Raw genomic sequence first — 17,944 nt, 5'->3', positions numbered from 1 at the left:
TGGGGACGCGCCGCTCATGATTGGAAGTCGGCCATGAACCAGTTCGCGATTCTTTATGAGGATCGATTCGTTCGACCATCCGTGTGAATTTCAACCCGCCTTGAACACGGAAATTCTGACACTCCCCCGGCGGCGCTGCGCGCGCCGAACCCCAGCTCAAAAACCATCGGTTGTTTCGGCGTGTCGCCGAGGCGTAGTCGATGGCCCTCGCTTGCGAACGAACCCGCTGGTTCTCCTGGCAGCCCCGTCCGCGACGCACGCAGTGCGGAGTGGGAACGGATGATGGCTTTGTCACCTGCATTGAATGTGCGAGGACACCGATTCCAGATGCACCACTGCCCCCTCCAAGCCAGGGGACCCGCTTAAGAACTGGCGGTGTGAAGCTGCTTTCTTTGCCTACTTTCTTTGCAGCCGCAAAGAAAGTAGGTGCCGCCCCGCACAGGGGCAACGCCAATAGACCGACATGAACACAAGGAAAGGCCAACAAAGTCAGAACAACGACAAAAAACCGCCGCAGGCAAAACCCTTTACCAGGAGCACACTCCATGATTGACCGAATAACCGCCATGCGCACATTCATCCGAATCGTGGACACCAACAGCTTCACCCGCGCAGCGGAGTCATTAAACATCCCCAGAGCAACAGCAACAACGATCGTCCAGAACCTGGAAGCCCTGCTGGGCACCGCGCTATTGATCCGCACGACACGGCGTCTAAGCGTCACGCCGGAAGGCGCTGCCTACTACGAACGCTGCGCGCAAATCCTCGCCGATATCGACGAGATGGAAGCCAGCATCCGTAATTCGACCGACAATCTGACCGGCCGTCTGCGTATCGAAATGCCGAACTCCGTTGCAACCGCAATCGTGTTGCCCGCTCTCGACGAGTTTCACGCGCTCTACCCGAATCTCGATCTCGCGATCGGCGTGAGCATCCGCACCGTCGATCTGGTATCCGAAGCAATCGATTGCAGCATCCAGCTCGGCGAATTGCCCGATTCGAGCCTCGTCGCGCGGCAACTCGGCACGCTCGAACACGTGACCTGCGCGAGTCCGGCTTATCTCGCCCGCCACGGCACGCCCGTCGATCTCGACGATCTGCATGCGCACGTCGCCGTCAATTGCGTGTCGCCGCATAACGGCCGCGAGTGTGATTTCGATTTCGAAGTGGACGGCGAAGCGCTCACGGTCAAGCTCGATGGCTTCGTCAGAGTCACCGACGAGCAGGCTTACCTGACCTGCGGCCTGCAGGGGCTCGGTCTCATTCAGCCCGCGCGCGTCGCCGCGCAGCCCTACCTCGATGCGGGATTGCTGCGCGAAGTGCTGCCGCAATGGAAACCGGTGCCGATGCCGGTTTCGATCGCGTATGTGAAAAACCGTCGCGTGTCGCCGCGCGTGCGCGCGTTCGTCGATTGGCTCGCCGAGCTGTTCGAGAAGAACGGCCACGTCGAGCAGGATCTGTCGCGCGTACGCCAGTTGCTGCGCGGGCTGCATCCCGCATGAAGCGCGAACCTGCTACGCGGCAATGCGCACGCACGCGGGGATGCGGCTCGTCACGAACTCGCTGTCCGTCAAGTCGAGCGGAATCACTTCTGTCTGATCGGCAAACGCAGCGCCGTTTGCGCCGCTTCAGGATCGAACCACCCGTTGAATCCGGCGGTTGCGGTGATAGGGCCGGGCACGTCGATCGCGCCACCACACCACGGCGGCGCCCATCGGCAACGCTTACTGCGATTCTTCAGCCCACACCGCGTTCTCGCGCGCCATCAACGCAGTCGACGCGGCCGGCCCGAACGTGCCCGCCGTATACGAGCGCGGCCGCTCGCCCGACTTCGCCCAGCCGTCGAGAATCGGCTCGGCCCATGCCCAGGCCGCTTCGAGTTCGTCGCGGCGCATGAAGTGCGTGAGACGCCCGCGCACCACGTCGATCAGCAGTCGCTCGTACGCTTCGGCACGACGCTCGGTGAAAGCCTGCTGCAGGTCCAGATTCAGGCTCACCGGCAGCATATGCATGCCGCTGCCCGGTTCCTTCGCGAGCATCTGCAACTGGATCGACTCTTCCGGCTGCAACTGGATCACGAGCCGGTTGCCATAGTTGCGGCCACCGCTCGGAAAAATCGAGAACGGCAGATCGGAAAACTCGATGACGATTTCCGAGAGCTTCTTCTGCATGCGCTTGCCGGTACGCAGGAAAAACGGCACGTTGGCCCAGCGCCAGTTGTTGATATGCGCGCGCAACGCAACGAAGGTTTCGGCGCGGCTGCCGGCCGGCACGTTGTCTTCCTCGAGGTAGCCCTTGACCGCCTCGCCGTCGACCGCGCCGGCGGTGTACTGGCCGCGCACCGTGTCGCGCGCGATGTCCTCGGGCGTCATCGGGCGCAGCGAGCGCAATACCTTGAGCTTTTCGTCGCGCACCGCGTCGGGATCGAGCGACACGGGCGGCTCCATCGCGACGATGCACAGCAGTTGCAGCAGGTGGTTCTGCACCATGTCACGCAGCGCGCCGGTCTTGTCGTAGAACCCCGCGCGGCTGCCCACGCCGACCGTTTCGGCCACGGTGATCTGCACGCTCTTGATGTACGGCGCCTGCCACAGCGGCCCGAAGATCGGATTGCCGAAGCGCAGCACCATCAGGTTCTGCACGGTTTCCTTGCCGAGGTAGTGGTCGATCCGGTAGATCTGCGCTTCGCTAAAGTGCTTGCCGACCGCGATGTTGATCTCCTGCGCGGAAGCGAGATCGTGGCCGAGCGGCTTTTCGAGCACGACGCGCGAATTGCCGTCGACGAGCGCCGCCGCGGAAAGGTTGTCGCAGATGTGCATGAACAGGTCCGGCGAGGTCGCGAGATAGAACACGCGGCGCACGTCTTCGCGCGAGGCTTCCTTCAGGCGCAGGTAATCGCCGGGCGAATCGACGTCCATGCGCACGTATTCGAAGATCGCGAGAAATTTGTCCCACGCCGCTGCGTCGAACGCCTTCTTCTCGATGAAGGGCTTCGCCTTCTGCTCCATGAATTCGCCGATGTACTGCTCGCGCGACCACGGCTTGCGGCCGATCGTGAGGATGCGGGTATCGGATGGCAGATTGCCGTGCAGATGCGCCATGTAAAGTGCGGGCAGCAGCTTGCGGAACGACAGGTCGCCGGTCCCGCCGAAGATGATCATGTCGAGCGGCAGTTCGGGTGTGGCAGAGGCTTGTTGGGTCGTCATGGCACGGTCGCAGCGTCGTAAGAGAAAAGGCGTCGATCAGAAATCGGCAGCCCGCGGGTCCGGCAGCGGAAATCCGCGGGCGTTTTTTTCCGGCAAACGTCTATGGTGCAACGTTTTGCAATAGTTTGCACGGCAACATCTGCCCCAGGTTGGGGCAAGATGCCAAGCGGGCGCGAAAGCGTCCTGTTTTCAGGGTGTTTTCGACGACAACGCCGCGCGCGCGACCCGGCACGCGGCGAGGTCCCAGGCCGCGCAGCCCACGCTCTTGAACATCACGGGACCGCCCGGCCGCGGCCCGGCATCGCCGAGCACCGTGGCAAGGCCGGCGACGCGCGCCCAGTCCACGCGCGCCTGGATGAAATCGCCGGCTTCGTGCTTCGCGCCGGCGGGATCGTCAACGAACAGGGCGCTGCCCGCGAGCGTGTTCGCGCCGATCTCGACCATCTGCGGCGTAAACGCGCCCACGCCGATCACGAGCCGTCCGGCACGCGCCGCTTCGTCATAGACCGGCTGGCGGCTCGTGGTCAGCGCGATCACGACGTCGATCGAGGCGGGAATGGAAACCGGGGTGGAAGCGGGGATGGAAGCAGAGGCCGCGGCGGCGCCTCGCGCGGGTTGGGCCGGCTGCATCAGCATCCGCAGTTCGCGCGCCTTGCCGCGCTGCGCGGCGCAGAACGCCTCGGCACGCTCGGGCGCGCTGCCCTGCACCCATACGCGCGCCTCGGGGTAAAGCTCGCCGATCGCTTCGAGATGATGGAGCGCCTGCGTGCCGGTGCCGATCAGCAGGAACTCGCGCGGCGCGGCGGGCATGAACGTCGCGACGCCGAGCATCGACATCGCCGCGGTACGGCGGCCCGTCACGGTCGGGCCGTCGAGCACGAACAGCGTCTCGCCGGTATCGGCGTCGAAGGCCATGACCTGGCCATGGATCGTCGGCAGATCGCGCGCGCGGTTGCTCGCGCACACGTTGACGAGCTTGTGGACCGCGAGATCGGGCGCGGTCGCGGGCATCGACAGCATGATGCCGCCCGCGTTGAGCGGCACCACGAGCCGTTCGGGGCTCGCGATGCGCTGCTGCGCATAGTCGAGGCTCGCGTGTTCGAGCGCCTCGACGAGCGCGGCGTATGGCATCAGCCGCGCGGTCGCGGCGGCGTCGAAGATCGGCGTGGGCGGACGGATCATGGGCGGGGCGTTCCAATCCTGGTGAGGGGTGGTGTTCGGTGGGCAGGACCGCGCGGGCCGGATGCGCCGGTGAGGCCTGATGGTGGCTCCGTGGCTTGCGAGCGGGCGGGGCTACCGCACAGGCACAGACATGGGCATGGGCATGGGCATGGGCATGGGCATGGGCATGGGCATCACCGTAACCGAGCGCGGCGAAAATGACCAGCCGCGCGGATCATGCCCGCGTTCGTGCTTGCGCGCCCAGGTGCCGCCCCGCTTTACCGGTCACCTGGCGCGTCGCCAGCCTCGTATCGCCAGCCCCGCATTGCCAACCGCTTACTACCACGCGCCCTTGTCGCCGCCCTGCCACACTGCCGTCCTGCCGTTGCCGAACACCGCACGCCGCCGCTACCGTGCGCCGAACGTCAGCGTCATCCCGCGTCCGGCATAGAACCGCGCCATCGTCGCGAACGGCAGATACACGTCGGCCTGATGCGGCGCGACGCCCGATGGATTGTGAAACCACGCGCCCTCGCGATCGCGGCCGTGCAGCAGGATCAGATGACCGCCCTGCCGCTGGTTCGGCCGTTCGGGATAGCGGATTTCGGGGCTCACCGAAACGATCGCGAGCGTGTCGGCCGCGAGGCGCGCGGCGATCTCTTCGAGCGACACCTGCGGCAGCACGTCGACCTCGATGCCGAACGCAGCGCCCGCCCACTCGGCAAACGGCCGGTAGATCAGGCCGTCGACGCCGCCGTCGTCGCGCAGCCGGTACACGCCATGCCGCAGCGCTGCGTCGAGCAACGCCGCGCGCGGCGGATGGCCGATGCGCCAGTAGTCGAGTGCCGATTCGAGGCAGGTGAGTCCGCAGAGCCGTTTGGCCCAGAAGCGGTAGCGCTCGGGATCGGCGAAACCGCTGCGCCGCCAGTGCGGGTCGTCGCACGGATCGCATTGCCGCTCGACGATGTCGCGCACCCATGCGGGGCTGCCCCATTGCGTGTAGTACGGAACGCCGGTGTGGCGCAGTGCGGGTTCGATCATCGGTCGTAGCGGCGATTCGCGATTATTCACGGTCATGCACAATCGTATCGGCGGGTCTCGTGGAAAACGAAAAGCTTTACAGCATGCTGCGCGGCCGCTGCATCGTGCCGTCGAAGAAACGCCCCAGACGGAACGCGGACAGATCGAGCGACGGGCGGCCGCCATCGTTGAGTTCCGCGAGCAGCTTGCCGACGATCGGCCCCATCGCGAAACCGTGGCCGCAAAAGCCGGTGGCGATCGTAAGGCCCGGCACCTGCGACGGCGCGTCGATCACCGGAATGCCGTCGGGCAGCACGTCGATCAGACCGGCCCACGCTTCGACCACCTGCGCGTCCTTGAGCGCCGGAAACAGCGCGCGCAGTTTGGCAAGCGCGCGCGGCGCGTGGCCCGCGTTCGGCTGCGGCTGCGGATCGCGCGGATACAGCACGCGCGCTTCGTCGAGCGCGCCGCCCGCCAGACGCTCGCGCAAGTCGCGCAGACACGCGCCGTTCAGGTGGAAGCTGAACTTCTCGCGCTGCTTCCACAGCTCGGGCAGGAACCACTTGAGCGCGCGGAAATGGCCGAGCGTCATGTCGACATCGACCTGCATGTCGTCGGCGAGATTGATCGCGCCGTTCGCGCGCTGGCGGATGCCGAGGCCGTGCCCCCAGAACGTCGACGCGGTGATGGCCGGCAGCGGATTGGTGCGCATGCAGGTGCCGCGCACTGCCTGCTGCGGCAATTCGAGGCCGAGCGTGCCGAGCAGTTTCCAGCTGCTCGCGCCGGCCGCGCAGACGAAGCGCGAGGTGCGCAGCATCCCGCGCTCGGTGACGACGCCGGCGATCGCGCCGCCCGCGCGCTCGACGCCCAGCACGCCGCAGCCTTCGAAAAACAGCGCGCCGGCTTCGGCCGCGCGTGCCGCGAACGCCGCCGCAGCTCGGCGCGGTTCGGCCTGGCCGTCGCTCGGCGTGTAGAGGCCGCCGAGCGACGGACCTTGCATGCCGCTCACGACCGTATCGATCTGGCGGCGCTCGAGCGTGCGCGTGTCGAGCCCGTGCTGGCGCGCGACGTCCATCCATTGCTGGAACGCCACCCAGTCTTCTTCATCGGTCGCGACGTAGAGGCAGCCGCCCTGGCGCCATTCCAGATCGAAACTCAGCTCGCGCTCGAGTTCTTTCCACAACGGGATGCTCGCCATCATCAGCGGCACCTCGGCGGCTTCGCGGCCCTGCTGGCGCACGAAACCCCATGCGCGCGACGACTGCTGCCCGGCAATGCGCGACTTGTCGAGCACCACGACCGAGAGGCCGCGGCGCGCGAGGTAGTAGGCGGCCGCGCAACCCATGATGCCGGCCCCGGCGATCACGACGTCGGCATGGGTGGGAAACGCTTGATCGGCGCGGGTGAAGTGCGAATGCAGCGGGTAAGTCGTGGTCATTGAATCGCGGTTATCGGGTCGGGGGCATAGCGTGATGTTCATCGAGCCGCAACCAGCGGGCGAACGGTCCTGAACGTGGACGTCATCTTCGCAGGCGCGCGAGTTGTCCGCAATGCGCGGACCGGCGATCCGGGCGGGAAGCCCGCCAGGACTGGCGCTCAGCGAATTTCCCGGGCATTCGCACATTATTCGCCACACGCATATTTGACAAATATTCGTTTGGCGAATATATTGCAAATATTCGTTTCGCAGATATTTTGCCATGCTTCATCTCATCGCTCAGGCAGACCAGATGGCCCAACTGCTCGCCGCCAGCCGGCGGCAGGCCGGCCTCACGCAAACCGAGGCGGCCGCGCGCATCGGCGTCAGCCAGAGCCGCGTTTCGTCGCTCGAAACCGACGCGAGCGCGCTTACGCTCGCCCAGTTGCTCGCGCTGTGCGGCGCCTACGGCCTGCAGTTGCAGATGCTCGACAAAAACCAGCCGGTTGCCGAACCGGCGCCGATCATCGAGTGGTGAGATGGGGCGCGCGACTCACGCACGGGCATTGTCGGTCTGGGCCAACGGTGAGCGCGTCGGCATCTGGCGCCTGCCCTCGCGCGGCCCGATGGAATTCTCCTACGATCTCCCGTGGATCGCCTCGGCCGCGGGCCGGCCGCTGTCGCTATCGCTGCCGTTCACGCCCGGCAACTGGCCGCACAAAGGGCCGCGCGTGCTCAACTACTTCGACAACCTGCTGCCCGATAGCGACGTCATCAGAAAACGCATCGCGCAACGCTACCAGACCGAAACGCTCGACGCATTCGATCTGCTGCGGGCGATCGGCCGCGACTGCGTCGGCGCGGTCCAACTGCTCGGCGAAGACGACAGGCCCGACGGCGTCGGCCGCATCGAGGGCACCCCGCTCACGGACGACGAGATCGAGGCGCTGCTCGCGCAAACGGTCGGCGGCCCGGCGCTCGGCGCACCCGACGAAACCGACGACTTCCGCATCTCGCTCGCGGGCGCCCAGGAGAAAACCGCATTGCTCTGGCACGACGGCAAATGGCAGCGGCCGCACGGCGCCACGCCCACCACGCATATTTTCAAGCTGCCGCTCGGGCTCGTCGGCAACCGGCTCGCCGATCTCAGCACGTCGGTCGAAAACGAATGGTTGTGTCTGCAGATTCTGCGCGAGTACGGCCTGCCGGCCGCGAACGCCGAGGTGCTGAGATTCGGCAAGCAGCGCGTGCTCGCCGTCGAGCGCTTCGACCGGCAGATGCATTCGAGCGGCCAATGGCTGCTGCGTCTGCCGCAGGAAGACTTCTGCCAGGTGTACGGCGTGCCGTCGCATCGCAAGTACGAAAACGAAGGCGGCCCGGGCCTGCGCGATCTTGCGCGGATTCTCCAGCAATCGGTCGACGCGCGGCAGGACCTCGAAACGCTGCTCGCCAGCCAGATCCTGTTCTGGATGCTCGCGGCGCCGGACGGCCACGCGAAGAATTTCAGCATCCGCCTGCTCGCGGGCGGCTACTTCCGGCTCACGCCGCTCTACGACGTGATGTCGATCTGGCCGGTGGAGGGCAACGGCCCGAACCAGTGGTCGTGGTACAAGGCACGGCTCGCGATGGGCCTGTGGTCGCGCAGCAAGCACGATGCGTTTCGCGACGTGCAGCGGCGCCACTTCAACGCGATGGCGCTGAAATGCTCCTACGGCGCCGACGCCGAGCCGCTGATCGCGCGCCTCATCGAACAGACGCCCGCGGTGATCGAGCGGGTCGCGGCACGGCTGCCCGAGCGGTTTCCGGGCAAGGTCGCGGAGCGGATTTTCAAAGGCCTGAAAAGCTCGGCGGCGAGGCTCGAAAAGATGCCGGCAAGCTAGGCTCGCGCGGAACTCATGCGCGGCATACCCTACAGATACGTCATCGTTTCATCGGTAAAATTCGTTTTGATGCGAAATACATCAAAAATGGCGGGCATGCCCGTTGCGTCCTTCGCAGGGCCGGCGTCGGCTGATGGCCCGACAAAATCATAAATTGTGAATTTTTTTACGGTACATTTGCTGTCCCCCGCGCCGGCGCGGTATGTGTATTGACTGCGCGCGGCTGCGCAGTGTCTCTCGCACCGCGCTTTTCCTGTACCTTTTCTGTACCTTTTAAGACGGCGGATTCTTACGCAGTATGGCCAACGAAACAAACTCACCCGACTCCATCGCGGTTGCCGAGCGCGTGCGCGAGTTGATGAGCCGGCATGGAATCGGCAAACGCCAGCAAACCACGGAACTATGCCGCATCCTCGATCTGAGTTTTTCCCAGGGACACCGCAAGCTGCGCGGCAATAGCCCCTGGACCCTCTCGCAGATCAAGAAAGTCGCCGAAGTGTTCGACGAACCGGCGGCGCAGCTGTTCGGCGCGCAATCGCTCGATCCGGGCGTGGTCGGCGCGGTCGCCCAGGAAGCGGTGTTCTGCATCGGCTCGACCGAGCTTGCCTGCACCGCCTGGGTCGGCGCCGCGCTCGAAGCGGGCAGCCGCCCCGAGTTCGTCGCGTATGCGCGGCTCGGCCAATGGCGCGTCGCGCGCCATGACGGCACGCTGTACCAGAGCGCCTACGAAGTCCACAAGATCGAGATCTATCCGCGCCGCGCCGAGACCGACAAGCCGACCATCGCCGTCGTCGACGACGATCAGGCAAGCGCCGACAACCTGCGCGACTACCTCGAACGCAGCGGTTTCGCGGCGGTGGCGATCTACGGACTCGCGGCCTTCACCGAGCAGTTGCAGAGCCAGGTGTTCGACGGCGTGATCATCGACTGGCTGTTCGGCGCGCAGACTTCGGCTGCCGCGATCGGCGCGGTGCGCGGCTCGGAGAATCCGGACGCGCCGATCTTCGTGCTGACGGGCGAGCTGCTCACCGGCAAGGCGAGCGAATCGGAGATCAGCCAGGTGATCCGCAACTACGACGTCGCGTGTTACGAGAAGCCCGCGCGCATGGCGATTCTCGTCGCGGATCTGTCGAAGCGCCTGAACCGGCCGTGACGCGGCGGCGCTGAAGCGCCGCGCGCCTCACAGCGCATGCCGCGCCGCTAACGCCCGCTGCAGCGCATTGCGCAAATCACCGTAATGTACCGGCTTTAATAACGCCTCGAAGAATTCCGGCGAGCCGCCTTCTCCTTCCCGCACGACCTCCGGCGCATAGGCGCTGACCACGATTACCGGCACGCCCGCCGACGGCCCGCCGCGCGTCGCGAACTCCGCGAGAAACGTATAGCCGTCGCGCTCCGGCATGTGCAGATCGAGCAGCACCACATCGCAGCGGTGCGTGTCGAGCCACGCAAGCGCGTCGTCGGCATTGCCGAGCGCATGCGCGTCATAGCCCATGTGCGCGACCATTTCGCTGAACGACTCGCGGATCAGCCGGTTGTCGTCGACGATCAGCACGCACGGCCGCGCGCCGCCCGGCTCGGCCTGCGCCGCGACACCGGTCGGCTCGACCGTCGAGACCGGCACGACCGGAATCGTCACCGTGAAGGTCGTGCCCTCGCCGAGCGTGCTCGCGACGTCGACCGTGCCGCCGAACAGCTTCACGAGCCCCTGCACGATCGTGAGTCCCATCCCCGCGCCTTCGTAGCGGCGCGTGCGCGAGGCGTCGAGTTGCGTGAACTCCTGGAAGATCAGCGGAATCTGCGCGTTCGGCACGCCCGGCCCCGTATCGCTGACGACGAAGCTCAGCAGCGCCGGCCGCTGCAGCAACCGTACGCGCACGGTGCCGGTTTCGGTATAGCGGATCGCATTCGTGACGAGGTTGCTGACGATCTGGCGGATGCGGTGCGGGTCCGACTCGACGAGCCCGCTCACGCCGCTCGCCTCGCTGTCGAGCTTGAGCCCGCGCGCTTCGGCCGACATCGTGTGTTCGTCGACGATCGACGCGAGCAGCTCGCGCGGCTCGAAATGCTCGTGCCGCAATTCGAGCTTGCCGGCACCGAGGCGTGCGTAGTCGGTCAGGTCCTTCATCTGCGCTTCGAGATGGCGCGCCGCGGTTTCGAGCCGCTGGATCACCTTGCGGTCGGCCTCCGAGTGATAGTTGAAGCCGAGCAGTTCGACCGACGACACGATCGCATGCAAGGGCGTGCGCAACTCATGGCTGATCATGCCGAGAAACGCGTCCTTCGCGAGACTCGCCTCGCGCGCCGCGCGGCTTGCCTGATGCTCGGCGTCGAGCGCCGCGCGCTGCTGATGCATGAGCCGCGCGCGGCGCCGGCCGTTCAGCACGAGCAGCAGCGTCGCCGCCGCCGACAGCAACAGCAGCAACAGCCCGCCCGCGAACAGCATGCGGCGCTTGTCGATGAAATCGCGGTTCATCGCCTCGCGGTCGGCGACGTCGGCGAAACGGCGCGAGAGCGCGAGATCGTTGACCTCGTTCCAGTGCTGGCGCAGTTTGGAGACGATCTGCGCGGCGCCGCCGCGGTCTCGCGGCAGCGCGTCGACCTCGGGCTGGATATCGTCGAGCACCTGTTCGAGCGCCCCGATCTCGTCGAGCTGACGCTGCAGCAGCGCGAGCTGCGCGGCGAGCCGGTGCGTCGAGCCGTCGATTACGCGCAGCTTCGATTGCAGCAGCTGGAAACGCAGTTGCAGCCGCTGATAGTCGTCGTCGACACCGGACTGATACAGCAGCAGCTGGCTCTCGAAGCGCCCGTACGCGATCTGCAACTGCGCGGCGTCCCAATAGAAACCGTCATAGGTGCCGGTCAACTGCTCGGTCACGCGCGGGTTCAGCAGATTCGCATAGAGCAGATAGCCGATCGCGCCGGCCGGTGCCGCCAGCGCGGTGAGCCAGATCAGCACGTGGAACACGCGGCGCCACGGACTGCGCACTATTTGACGATGAGAGCCTTGATCTGCCATACGAATTTCGAGTCGCCGAGCGCGCCCGTCAGTTCATCGGGAAACTCGTCGCGCGGGTAGATGAGGAACAGCGGCCCGAAGTCGCTGATTTTCAGGCGCTGGCCGTTCATGCTGTACGCGACGATCACGCCGTAGCGCTCGGCGTCCGAGACCGGCACGGAGTAGGTGTAGTCGTCGAAGGTGCGGAATTCGATCTCGCGGCCGGTTGCGCCGACCGTCTTCAGAACGTCGGCGAGCAGCGGACCCGTGAAGGTCGAGCGCGGCGTCCAGGTGGTCCCGGTCGTGATCGAATGAACGGGCAGCGCAAGCAGCTGGGCTTCGCTGAAATGATAGACGCGATGCGCCGCGTCGTTCGTGTTGCTGATCTTGCCCCACACGTCGAGCGTGAGCGGCGGCGCCTGCGCAGACTCCTGCGCTTGCGCGCAGCAGGCGGCCAGCGCGAAGGCGAACGCCATCATCCAGCGCACCGGTCCGAGCGCGCCGCTTGCGCTGATTGCGCCGCGCAGTGTTGCAATGACTTTGGCCATCGACTTTCTTATCCGTTTTTCGTTGATCCGCGGGATCGGCCCGCGGCGCGACTCCGCCGGGATGGCGCGCGACGCTTTCCCCACTCCCCTTGCTCCCTTGCCCCGCCCTCGTGGATCGCCGCCCCTGCGTCAACAGGGTGGAGACGGCGCTCGCGCTACCCGCCGCGACCGCCGCGATCTCATGCGATACGTCGTGCCGCGCCGCCGAACGCGTGTCACCCCCGACACGCTATCTTTGACCCGCATGCATAATATCGCCAAAATCCAGTGTCGCAAAAACGGGGACCGCCGCGCCACGCCGGCGAGCTTCCCGTGCCTGCCGAGACACTCGCCCGCCACGCGCCACGCGGCGCTTCGACAGCCATGAACAAGCCGGTCCTGCCCCTCACCTACGAACAGCTCGATCACTGGATCGAATCGCTGCAACCCGCCTTGCTCGCCGAGCGCTTCACGATGGCGCTCGGCATTCTACGCGGCGGCGCGCCGCTCGCGCTGATGGTGTCGCACGCGGTCGGCACGCCGGTCGCGTTCCTGCGCTACGACCGCGGCGCGCGCGAGGTCGCGTGGGATTCGACGCTGCCGGTTCCGCCTCGCGGCTCGAAGGTGCTGCTGTGCGAGGACATCGCCGGGCGCGGCTTCACGCTCGTCGATTGCATCGCGTTCCTGCAGGCGGAAGGGCTCGAAGTGAAAACGCTGACCGGCGCCGTCGACGATCTGAGCCGCACGCAGCCCGACTACGCGATCGACGCGCGCGGCTATTTCGCACTGTTTCCGTGGGAGCGCCAGGCGTACACCGAGCGTTATCGCGACGACTGGGCGCGCGTCGAGGCCGGCGCCGCGTCCGCCATGGCCGACGACCACGAGTACGCGGCCTACGCGATCGACCTCGACGGCATCCTGCTGCCCGACGTGCCGCTCGCGCGCTACGACGAAGACCTCGCCGCCGCGCTCGCCGAACGCGACGCGCTGCCGCCGTTCGAGGTGCTGCCCGGCATCGATCTGCGGCGCGTTCGCGCGATCATCACCGGCCGCCCGGAGATGGATCGCGCGCGCACCGAGGCATGGCTCGCGCGGCACGGCTTCGCGCATCTGCAACTGGTGATGCGCGCGCCCGGCCGGCACGACGAGAGCCCCGCCGGCGCGGCCGCACACAAGGCGGGCGCGGCGCTGCGCGCGGGCGTCACGCATTTTGTCGAAAGCGATCCGGTGCAGGCGCTGCTGATCGCGCAGCAGGCGCCGCTTTTGCGCGTGATCTGGTGGGATGCGCTGACGCGCACGGGGATGCTGGTCGGCGCGCGGGCGTGGAGCTGAGCGGGCTGCGCTGAATTTCGCGGGGTTTCTCTGAATCTCGCGAACCGTCGCGCTACATCTCCTTCCCCTCGCGCGGCTGCAAATGCCGCGTGGCCCGCTGCGACGCTACGACGATCAGCTTCATGGTCGCACGCGTCGCGCCGACGAACAGCTTGCGCGCGCTGCGCTCGTCGAATGCGTCGAAGTCGATCTCGGTGAAAATCACACACGGCGCGGCCTGGCCCTTGAAGCGATAAATCGACTCGAACAGCACATCCCCTTCGCGATACTCGGGGTTGCCGAACAGATCGTATTTGCCGGTGAAACTGCGCAGCCGATGCGGCCCGAGCTGATCGAGAGCGCTCATCGCCGAACCCTCGCGGCCGCGAAACGACAGCACGGCGATGTCCTGCTTGCGAAAACCGAGCGACAACGCCTGCGTGATCGCGCGCTTGGTCGCGTCAATGACGCCGTCGGCGCCCTGCGCCTCGTCGTAGACCGACAGCGAAACCTCGGAGCCGTCGAACGGACTGCCCGAGGCGAGCGTCGCGGCGAGCGGCACCGACGCGCCGAGCACCTCGCGCAGATAGTCCAGAATGTCGCGCGGGCTCCGGTAGTTGGTGGTTTCCTTCAACGTGGTCCAGCCCGGCAGCGTGACCGGCTCGCGCATATAGAGGTTCTGCAGCGGGTCTTCGAGCCACCACCACGCGCCGCCCGGGCGCAGCAGCCGCTCGAGGGCGGCCACCCACGGCTGCTGGAAGTCCTGCCCTTCGTCGACGATCAACACGTCGAATTGCCAGCGCGGTTCGATCGGCGTATCGGCGAACACCGCTTCCAGCCGATCGAACACCTGAGCCGACTGGAAATCAGGCGTGCGGCCCGCATCGCGCGCGACCCAGTCGCACAACTGGTGATAGTTCGCGACCTTCGCCTCGGGCGGCGCGACCCGTACGATGTGATCGGCGAGCGGCCGATTGAAGCACACATAGAGCGGACGCTGGCCGCGCGCGACCGCATCCTTCATCACCTGCACGGCGAGCTGGGTCTTGCCCGAGCCCGCCGTGCCGATCACGCGCAGCCGGAACGGCGCGAATTCGAGCCGCCGCGCCCACGTCGCGAGCCCGCCCGCGAGACGCGTGACGAGCGTGCCTGCCTGCCCGACGAGCGCGCTCGTATCGGGCGTGAGCGCGAGTTCGTCGGCGAGAAAGTGGTGGATTTTCGAGGCGCAGGCAAGGCGCGGCTCGTCGGCCGGCAGCGCTTCGCGAATCACGGCCGCGAGCCGGTCGCGCCGGTTCGCGTCGACGATGCGCGCCGGGTTCACGCCGGCAATCGCCGCATCCTTGACGATGTGATCGGGACAGTACAGCAGCTCCTCGATGAAATACGTGCCGGCGCCGAACGCCGCGGTGAAGCGCCGATGCAGCCCCTCGATCGTATGCGCGAGCGCGATCGCGACATTGCGCTCGGTCTGCAGATAGACCTTGACGAGCCCTTTCGGCGTTTCGCGCAGAAAACCCGTTTTCTGTTCGACGATCATCACGCGCCCCGCCGGGCTCACGATCACGAAATCGGCCTCGCCGAACACCGAGAAGTTCTGGTTCAGGCGCGTCCAGTGCACGCCGTGGTAGACCGTGTAGTCGGCCGGCAGCGCCTTTTCGAGCAGCGCCAGCGTTTCGCGTTCGCGCGCGGCCGCGCCGGTCGCTTCGAGGCTCTTCCAGTCGTCGGGAACAATACGGGCCATGCAGTGCCTCAATGGGAGAAGCGTGTGGATGAAGTGCGTGGTTCAGATGCGCAGATGCATGCGCCAGGACGCGCGATCCGGTGTGCGGCCATTGTACGCAACGCCGTCGCACGCAGCAGAGCCACGCCCGCACTCGCGCGCGCATCGTGTATCGTTACCGGCGAACGCCGCGCGCGAGGCGCGGCTTACCCACCGTAAAAGAAAAGGATTCGCCGGATGATTACGATCTGGGGACGCACCAATTCGGTCAACGTCCAGAAAGTCTTGTGGTGCTGCGACGAACTCGTGCTGCCGTTCGAGCGCATCGACGCCGGTCTGCAATTCGGCCGCAACAACGAACCCGACTATCTCGCGATGAATCCGACCGGCAAGATTCCGACGCTGGTCGACGACGACTTCGTGCTGTGGGAATCCAACTCGATCCTGCGCTATCTCGCGATGCAATACGGCGAATCGAGCCTGCTGTATCCGGCCGAGCCGAAGCTGCGCGCGAGCGTCGACCGCTGGCTCGACTGGTCGCTGTCGACGCTGCAGCCCGCCGAGCGCCCAGTGTTCTGGACGCTCGTGCGCACGCCGGCAGAGCAGCGCGACATGGCCCGGCTCGCCACCGATGCCGCCGCCGTCGGCCAGTTGTGGCGCCTGCTCGACACGCATCTGCAAGGACGCTTCTTTCTCGAAGGCGAGAAGTTCACGCTGGCCGACATCGTGATCGGCGCATATGCGAAGCGCTGGTTCGGGCTCGACGGCATCGAGCGGCCGCCGCTGCCGAATCTCGAGCGTTGGTATTCGCGCATCGCCACGCGCTCGGGCTTCAGGAAATACGTCGACTTTCCGCTAACTTGAAGTGGCGTCCGGAGCTGGCGCTCGGTCACGGCCGGGCACGGCATCGCGTGGAGACCTCTATAATCGACGCATGAAGATCGCCAAGCCCGTCGCCAAGCCCGCCGCAACCGGCCCTCAGGCCACTCCCGCCCATTCCGCCGATGCTCACGGCCATCATGCGCATCATGAGGCCGCGCACACGCATGGCGCCTCGCAGGAAGCCGCCCTCGCGCTCGCCGAGGAATATTGCCGCGAGCGCGGCGAAAAGCTCACGCCGATCCGGCGTAAGGTGCTCGAACTGCTGCTGAATTCGGGGCGCGCGACCAAGGCGTATTCGCTGCTCGACGAAATGCGCCAGATCCATCCCGGCTCGGCGCCGCCGACCGTCTACCGCGCGCTCGACTTCCTGCTCTCGGCCGGCCTCGTGCATCGGATCGAATCGATCAACGCCTTCACCGTGTGCCACGACCTGACGCAGTGCCAGCACGGCATTCTCGTGGTCTGCCAGCAATGCGGTAGTGTCACCGAGTTGCACCAGCCGAAGCTGCGCCAGTCGCTCGTCGCGCAGATCGAAGACGCGGGCTACCGCCTCGCGAGCGATGAAATCGAGTTGAAGGGATTGTGTTCCGCCTGCCAGGCGCAACAGGCGGAAGGTGCCGCAACGCGGGTGGCCGCGGCGAAGTAATCATCGCGGCTCAAGCATGCGCCGGCGCCAGGTCAGGCGCGGCTGGCGCACCCGGTGCGCAGGTTGCGCCAATCGCGCGGCAGCGCCTTGCCGCGCACTCCAGCCGGGATTCGCCGCGACGCTCAACCGGCCGCGCGTGCGTCGATCGCGTCGTGCAGCAGCGTCACCAGATCGTCGGGCAAGGCGGGTTTGGTCATGAAATGCTGAAAGCCTTCGCCGATGCTGCGCAGACGGTAGGCGTCGTCGGTATGGCCGGTGAGGGCCACGGCCACCGCCGGCGAATGACCGCCGCAAATCTCGTGGTCGCGCAGCCGCTGGATCAGATAGAAGCCGTCCATCGTCGGCAGATCGAGATCGCAGACGACCGCATCGGGCAACAGGCGCATTGCCGCTTCCACGCCCTCTTCCGCATCCGCCACGGCGCAAACCTTCGCGCCCTCCGCCTCGAGTAACAAGGTCAGCGACTCCCGGCTGTCCGGGTCGTCCTCTACCAGCACGATCGTGGCGTGATCGAGCCTCATTGCTCCGTTCATCTTCTGTTGTTGCTCTGGAAAAGCGGTTAGGCCGTCCGAACCGGCCAATGTTTCACTCTGCTGCTTGCCGCCGATCTGCGCGGCTACGGTGTTGCTGTCCATGGTTCCGACTCGATTTCGCACGCCGAGTTGCAGACAGGTTCGCGATTGTAAAACATCGAGCTCATCACCTTCCCGAGTACAACGCGTGCGCACGGTAACGCGCCAAAATTGCACGCTGATGAAAAAACGGCCGCCGGTATTCACCGCGCTTCGCCTGCCCGTCTTCCCCAGTATTGCCACGGTTCGCCGATTGCCGGCAACCGATTTACCGGCGCGGCTCGTGCCCAACCCCGCTCGCATGGGCCGCGCCACTCGGCATTGTCTCGTTTCTTTTCTGCCCGTCGAATTGCTTGCGCGGCTGCGACGCCCTCGTTTGTTGCACGCGGGTTACGCGCGGCGGCCGCGTTTATCCCGCCTCGGTCTCCATGAATAGCACGTCACGTGCCTTGCCGCAGTGCTTCGCGGCGCGCGAAACGCGTTCGCACGAGAAGCCGTCGGTACGCAGCCGATAAGACCGGCAGCGGCGCTGTCATCATGGGCGCGCTAGTGTGCGCTTGCCGCGCCTGGCGCATTTTGCAGAAGCTTAGGCTTGAACGGCCGA

General features: G+C 66.1%; 15 protein-coding genes. 7 read left to right on the top strand and 8 right to left on the bottom strand.

The window, feature by feature from the left end; translation table 11 throughout:
* Positions 1–545 precede the first annotated feature (545 nt).
* The gene (locus tag F3J19_RS30350; protein ID WP_167049855.1) at positions 546–1,502 is read left to right on the top strand and encodes a LysR family transcriptional regulator; all 957 of its coding nucleotides are present in this window, start codon (positions 546–548) and stop codon (positions 1,500–1,502) included.
* A gap of 222 nt (positions 1,503–1,724) precedes the next feature.
* Here the strand turns inward: F3J19_RS30350 and zwf are convergent, their stop codons facing one another.
* The 4 genes from zwf to F3J19_RS30330 form a co-directional block, all read right to left on the bottom strand.
* The gene (zwf, locus tag F3J19_RS30345; protein ID WP_167049853.1) at positions 1,725–3,206 is read right to left on the bottom strand and encodes a glucose-6-phosphate dehydrogenase; all 1,482 of its coding nucleotides are present in this window, start codon (positions 3,204–3,206) and stop codon (positions 1,725–1,727) included.
* Positions 3,207–3,395: 189 nt separating this feature from the next.
* Positions 3,396–4,388: a bifunctional Delta(1)-pyrroline-2-carboxylate/Delta(1)-piperideine-2-carboxylate reductase gene (gene lhpI / locus F3J19_RS30340; protein ID WP_167049851.1), complete on the bottom strand. Its 993-nt coding sequence runs from the start codon at positions 4,386–4,388 to the stop codon at positions 3,396–3,398.
* Between the two features lie 387 nt (positions 4,389–4,775).
* Positions 4,776–5,408: a C39 family peptidase gene (locus F3J19_RS30335; RefSeq protein WP_167049859.1), complete on the bottom strand. Its 633-nt coding sequence runs from the start codon at positions 5,406–5,408 to the stop codon at positions 4,776–4,778.
* A gap of 76 nt (positions 5,409–5,484) precedes the next feature.
* The gene (locus F3J19_RS30330; RefSeq protein ID WP_167049849.1) at positions 5,485–6,825 is read right to left on the bottom strand and encodes an FAD-binding oxidoreductase; all 1,341 of its coding nucleotides are present in this window, start codon (positions 6,823–6,825) and stop codon (positions 5,485–5,487) included.
* Positions 6,826–7,087: 262 nt separating this feature from the next.
* Between F3J19_RS30330 and F3J19_RS30325 the strand changes: the two genes are divergently transcribed.
* The 3 genes from F3J19_RS30325 (at position 7,088) to F3J19_RS30315 (ending at position 9,837) form a co-directional block, all read left to right on the top strand.
* The gene (locus F3J19_RS30325) at positions 7,088–7,342 is read left to right on the top strand and encodes a helix-turn-helix transcriptional regulator (RefSeq protein ID WP_167049847.1); all 255 of its coding nucleotides are present in this window, start codon (positions 7,088–7,090) and stop codon (positions 7,340–7,342) included.
* Position 7,343: 1 nt separating this feature from the next.
* Positions 7,344–8,684 (top strand): type II toxin-antitoxin system HipA family toxin, encoded by a 1,341-nt coding sequence (locus F3J19_RS30320; RefSeq protein WP_167049845.1) that lies wholly within the window; start codon positions 7,344–7,346, stop codon positions 8,682–8,684.
* A 298-nt stretch (positions 8,685–8,982) separates the two neighbouring features.
* Positions 8,983–9,837, top strand: a complete 855-nt coding sequence (locus F3J19_RS30315; RefSeq protein WP_167049843.1) for a helix-turn-helix domain-containing protein — start codon at positions 8,983–8,985, stop codon at positions 9,835–9,837.
* Positions 9,838–9,864: 27 nt separating this feature from the next.
* On the opposite strand, the gene F3J19_RS30310 is transcribed toward F3J19_RS30315, so the two are convergent.
* A complete protein-coding gene (locus F3J19_RS30310) occupies positions 9,865–11,703 on the bottom strand; it encodes an ATP-binding protein (RefSeq protein WP_167049841.1) in 1,839 nt (612 codons plus the stop codon).
* Positions 11,673–12,230, bottom strand: a complete 558-nt coding sequence (locus F3J19_RS30305; RefSeq protein ID WP_167049839.1) for a molybdopterin-dependent oxidoreductase — start codon at positions 12,228–12,230, stop codon at positions 11,673–11,675. Before F3J19_RS30305 ends, F3J19_RS30310 begins: the two co-directional genes overlap by 31 nt.
* 363 nt (positions 12,231–12,593) lie before the next feature.
* On the opposite strand from F3J19_RS30305, the gene F3J19_RS30300 reads away from it, so the two are divergent.
* A complete protein-coding gene (locus tag F3J19_RS30300) occupies positions 12,594–13,541 on the top strand; it encodes a phosphoribosyltransferase (protein ID WP_167049837.1) in 948 nt (315 codons plus the stop codon).
* A gap of 52 nt (positions 13,542–13,593) precedes the next feature.
* Here the strand turns inward: F3J19_RS30300 and F3J19_RS30295 are convergent, their stop codons facing one another.
* The gene (locus F3J19_RS30295; protein WP_167049835.1) at positions 13,594–15,261 is read right to left on the bottom strand and encodes an ATP-binding domain-containing protein; all 1,668 of its coding nucleotides are present in this window, start codon (positions 15,259–15,261) and stop codon (positions 13,594–13,596) included.
* Positions 15,262–15,477: 216 nt separating this feature from the next.
* Here F3J19_RS30295 and F3J19_RS30290 point away from each other — a divergent pair, with 216 nt between their 5' ends.
* Both F3J19_RS30290 and F3J19_RS30285 read left to right on the top strand, forming a co-directional pair.
* On the top strand, positions 15,478–16,104 hold the full coding sequence (locus tag F3J19_RS30290; RefSeq protein ID WP_167049833.1) for a glutathione S-transferase: 627 nt from the start codon (positions 15,478–15,480) through the stop codon (positions 16,102–16,104).
* Between the two features lie 70 nt (positions 16,105–16,174).
* Positions 16,175–16,768: a Fur family transcriptional regulator gene (locus F3J19_RS30285; RefSeq protein WP_167049831.1), complete on the top strand. Its 594-nt coding sequence runs from the start codon at positions 16,175–16,177 to the stop codon at positions 16,766–16,768.
* Positions 16,769–16,890: 122 nt separating this feature from the next.
* Here the strand turns inward: F3J19_RS30285 and F3J19_RS30280 are convergent, their stop codons facing one another.
* Entirely contained in the window at positions 16,891–17,403 is a 513-nt protein-coding gene (locus tag F3J19_RS30280) for a response regulator (protein WP_167049829.1), read from the bottom strand.
* Positions 17,404–17,944 lie beyond the last annotated feature (541 nt).

Source organism: Burkholderia sp. Ax-1724, from assembly GCF_011752995.1.
In the GTDB taxonomy this organism is placed as follows: domain Bacteria; phylum Pseudomonadota; class Gammaproteobacteria; order Burkholderiales; family Burkholderiaceae; genus Paraburkholderia.
Note: the sequence above shows the minus strand (reverse complement) of the source record. Positions and strands in the feature narration are given on the sequence as shown.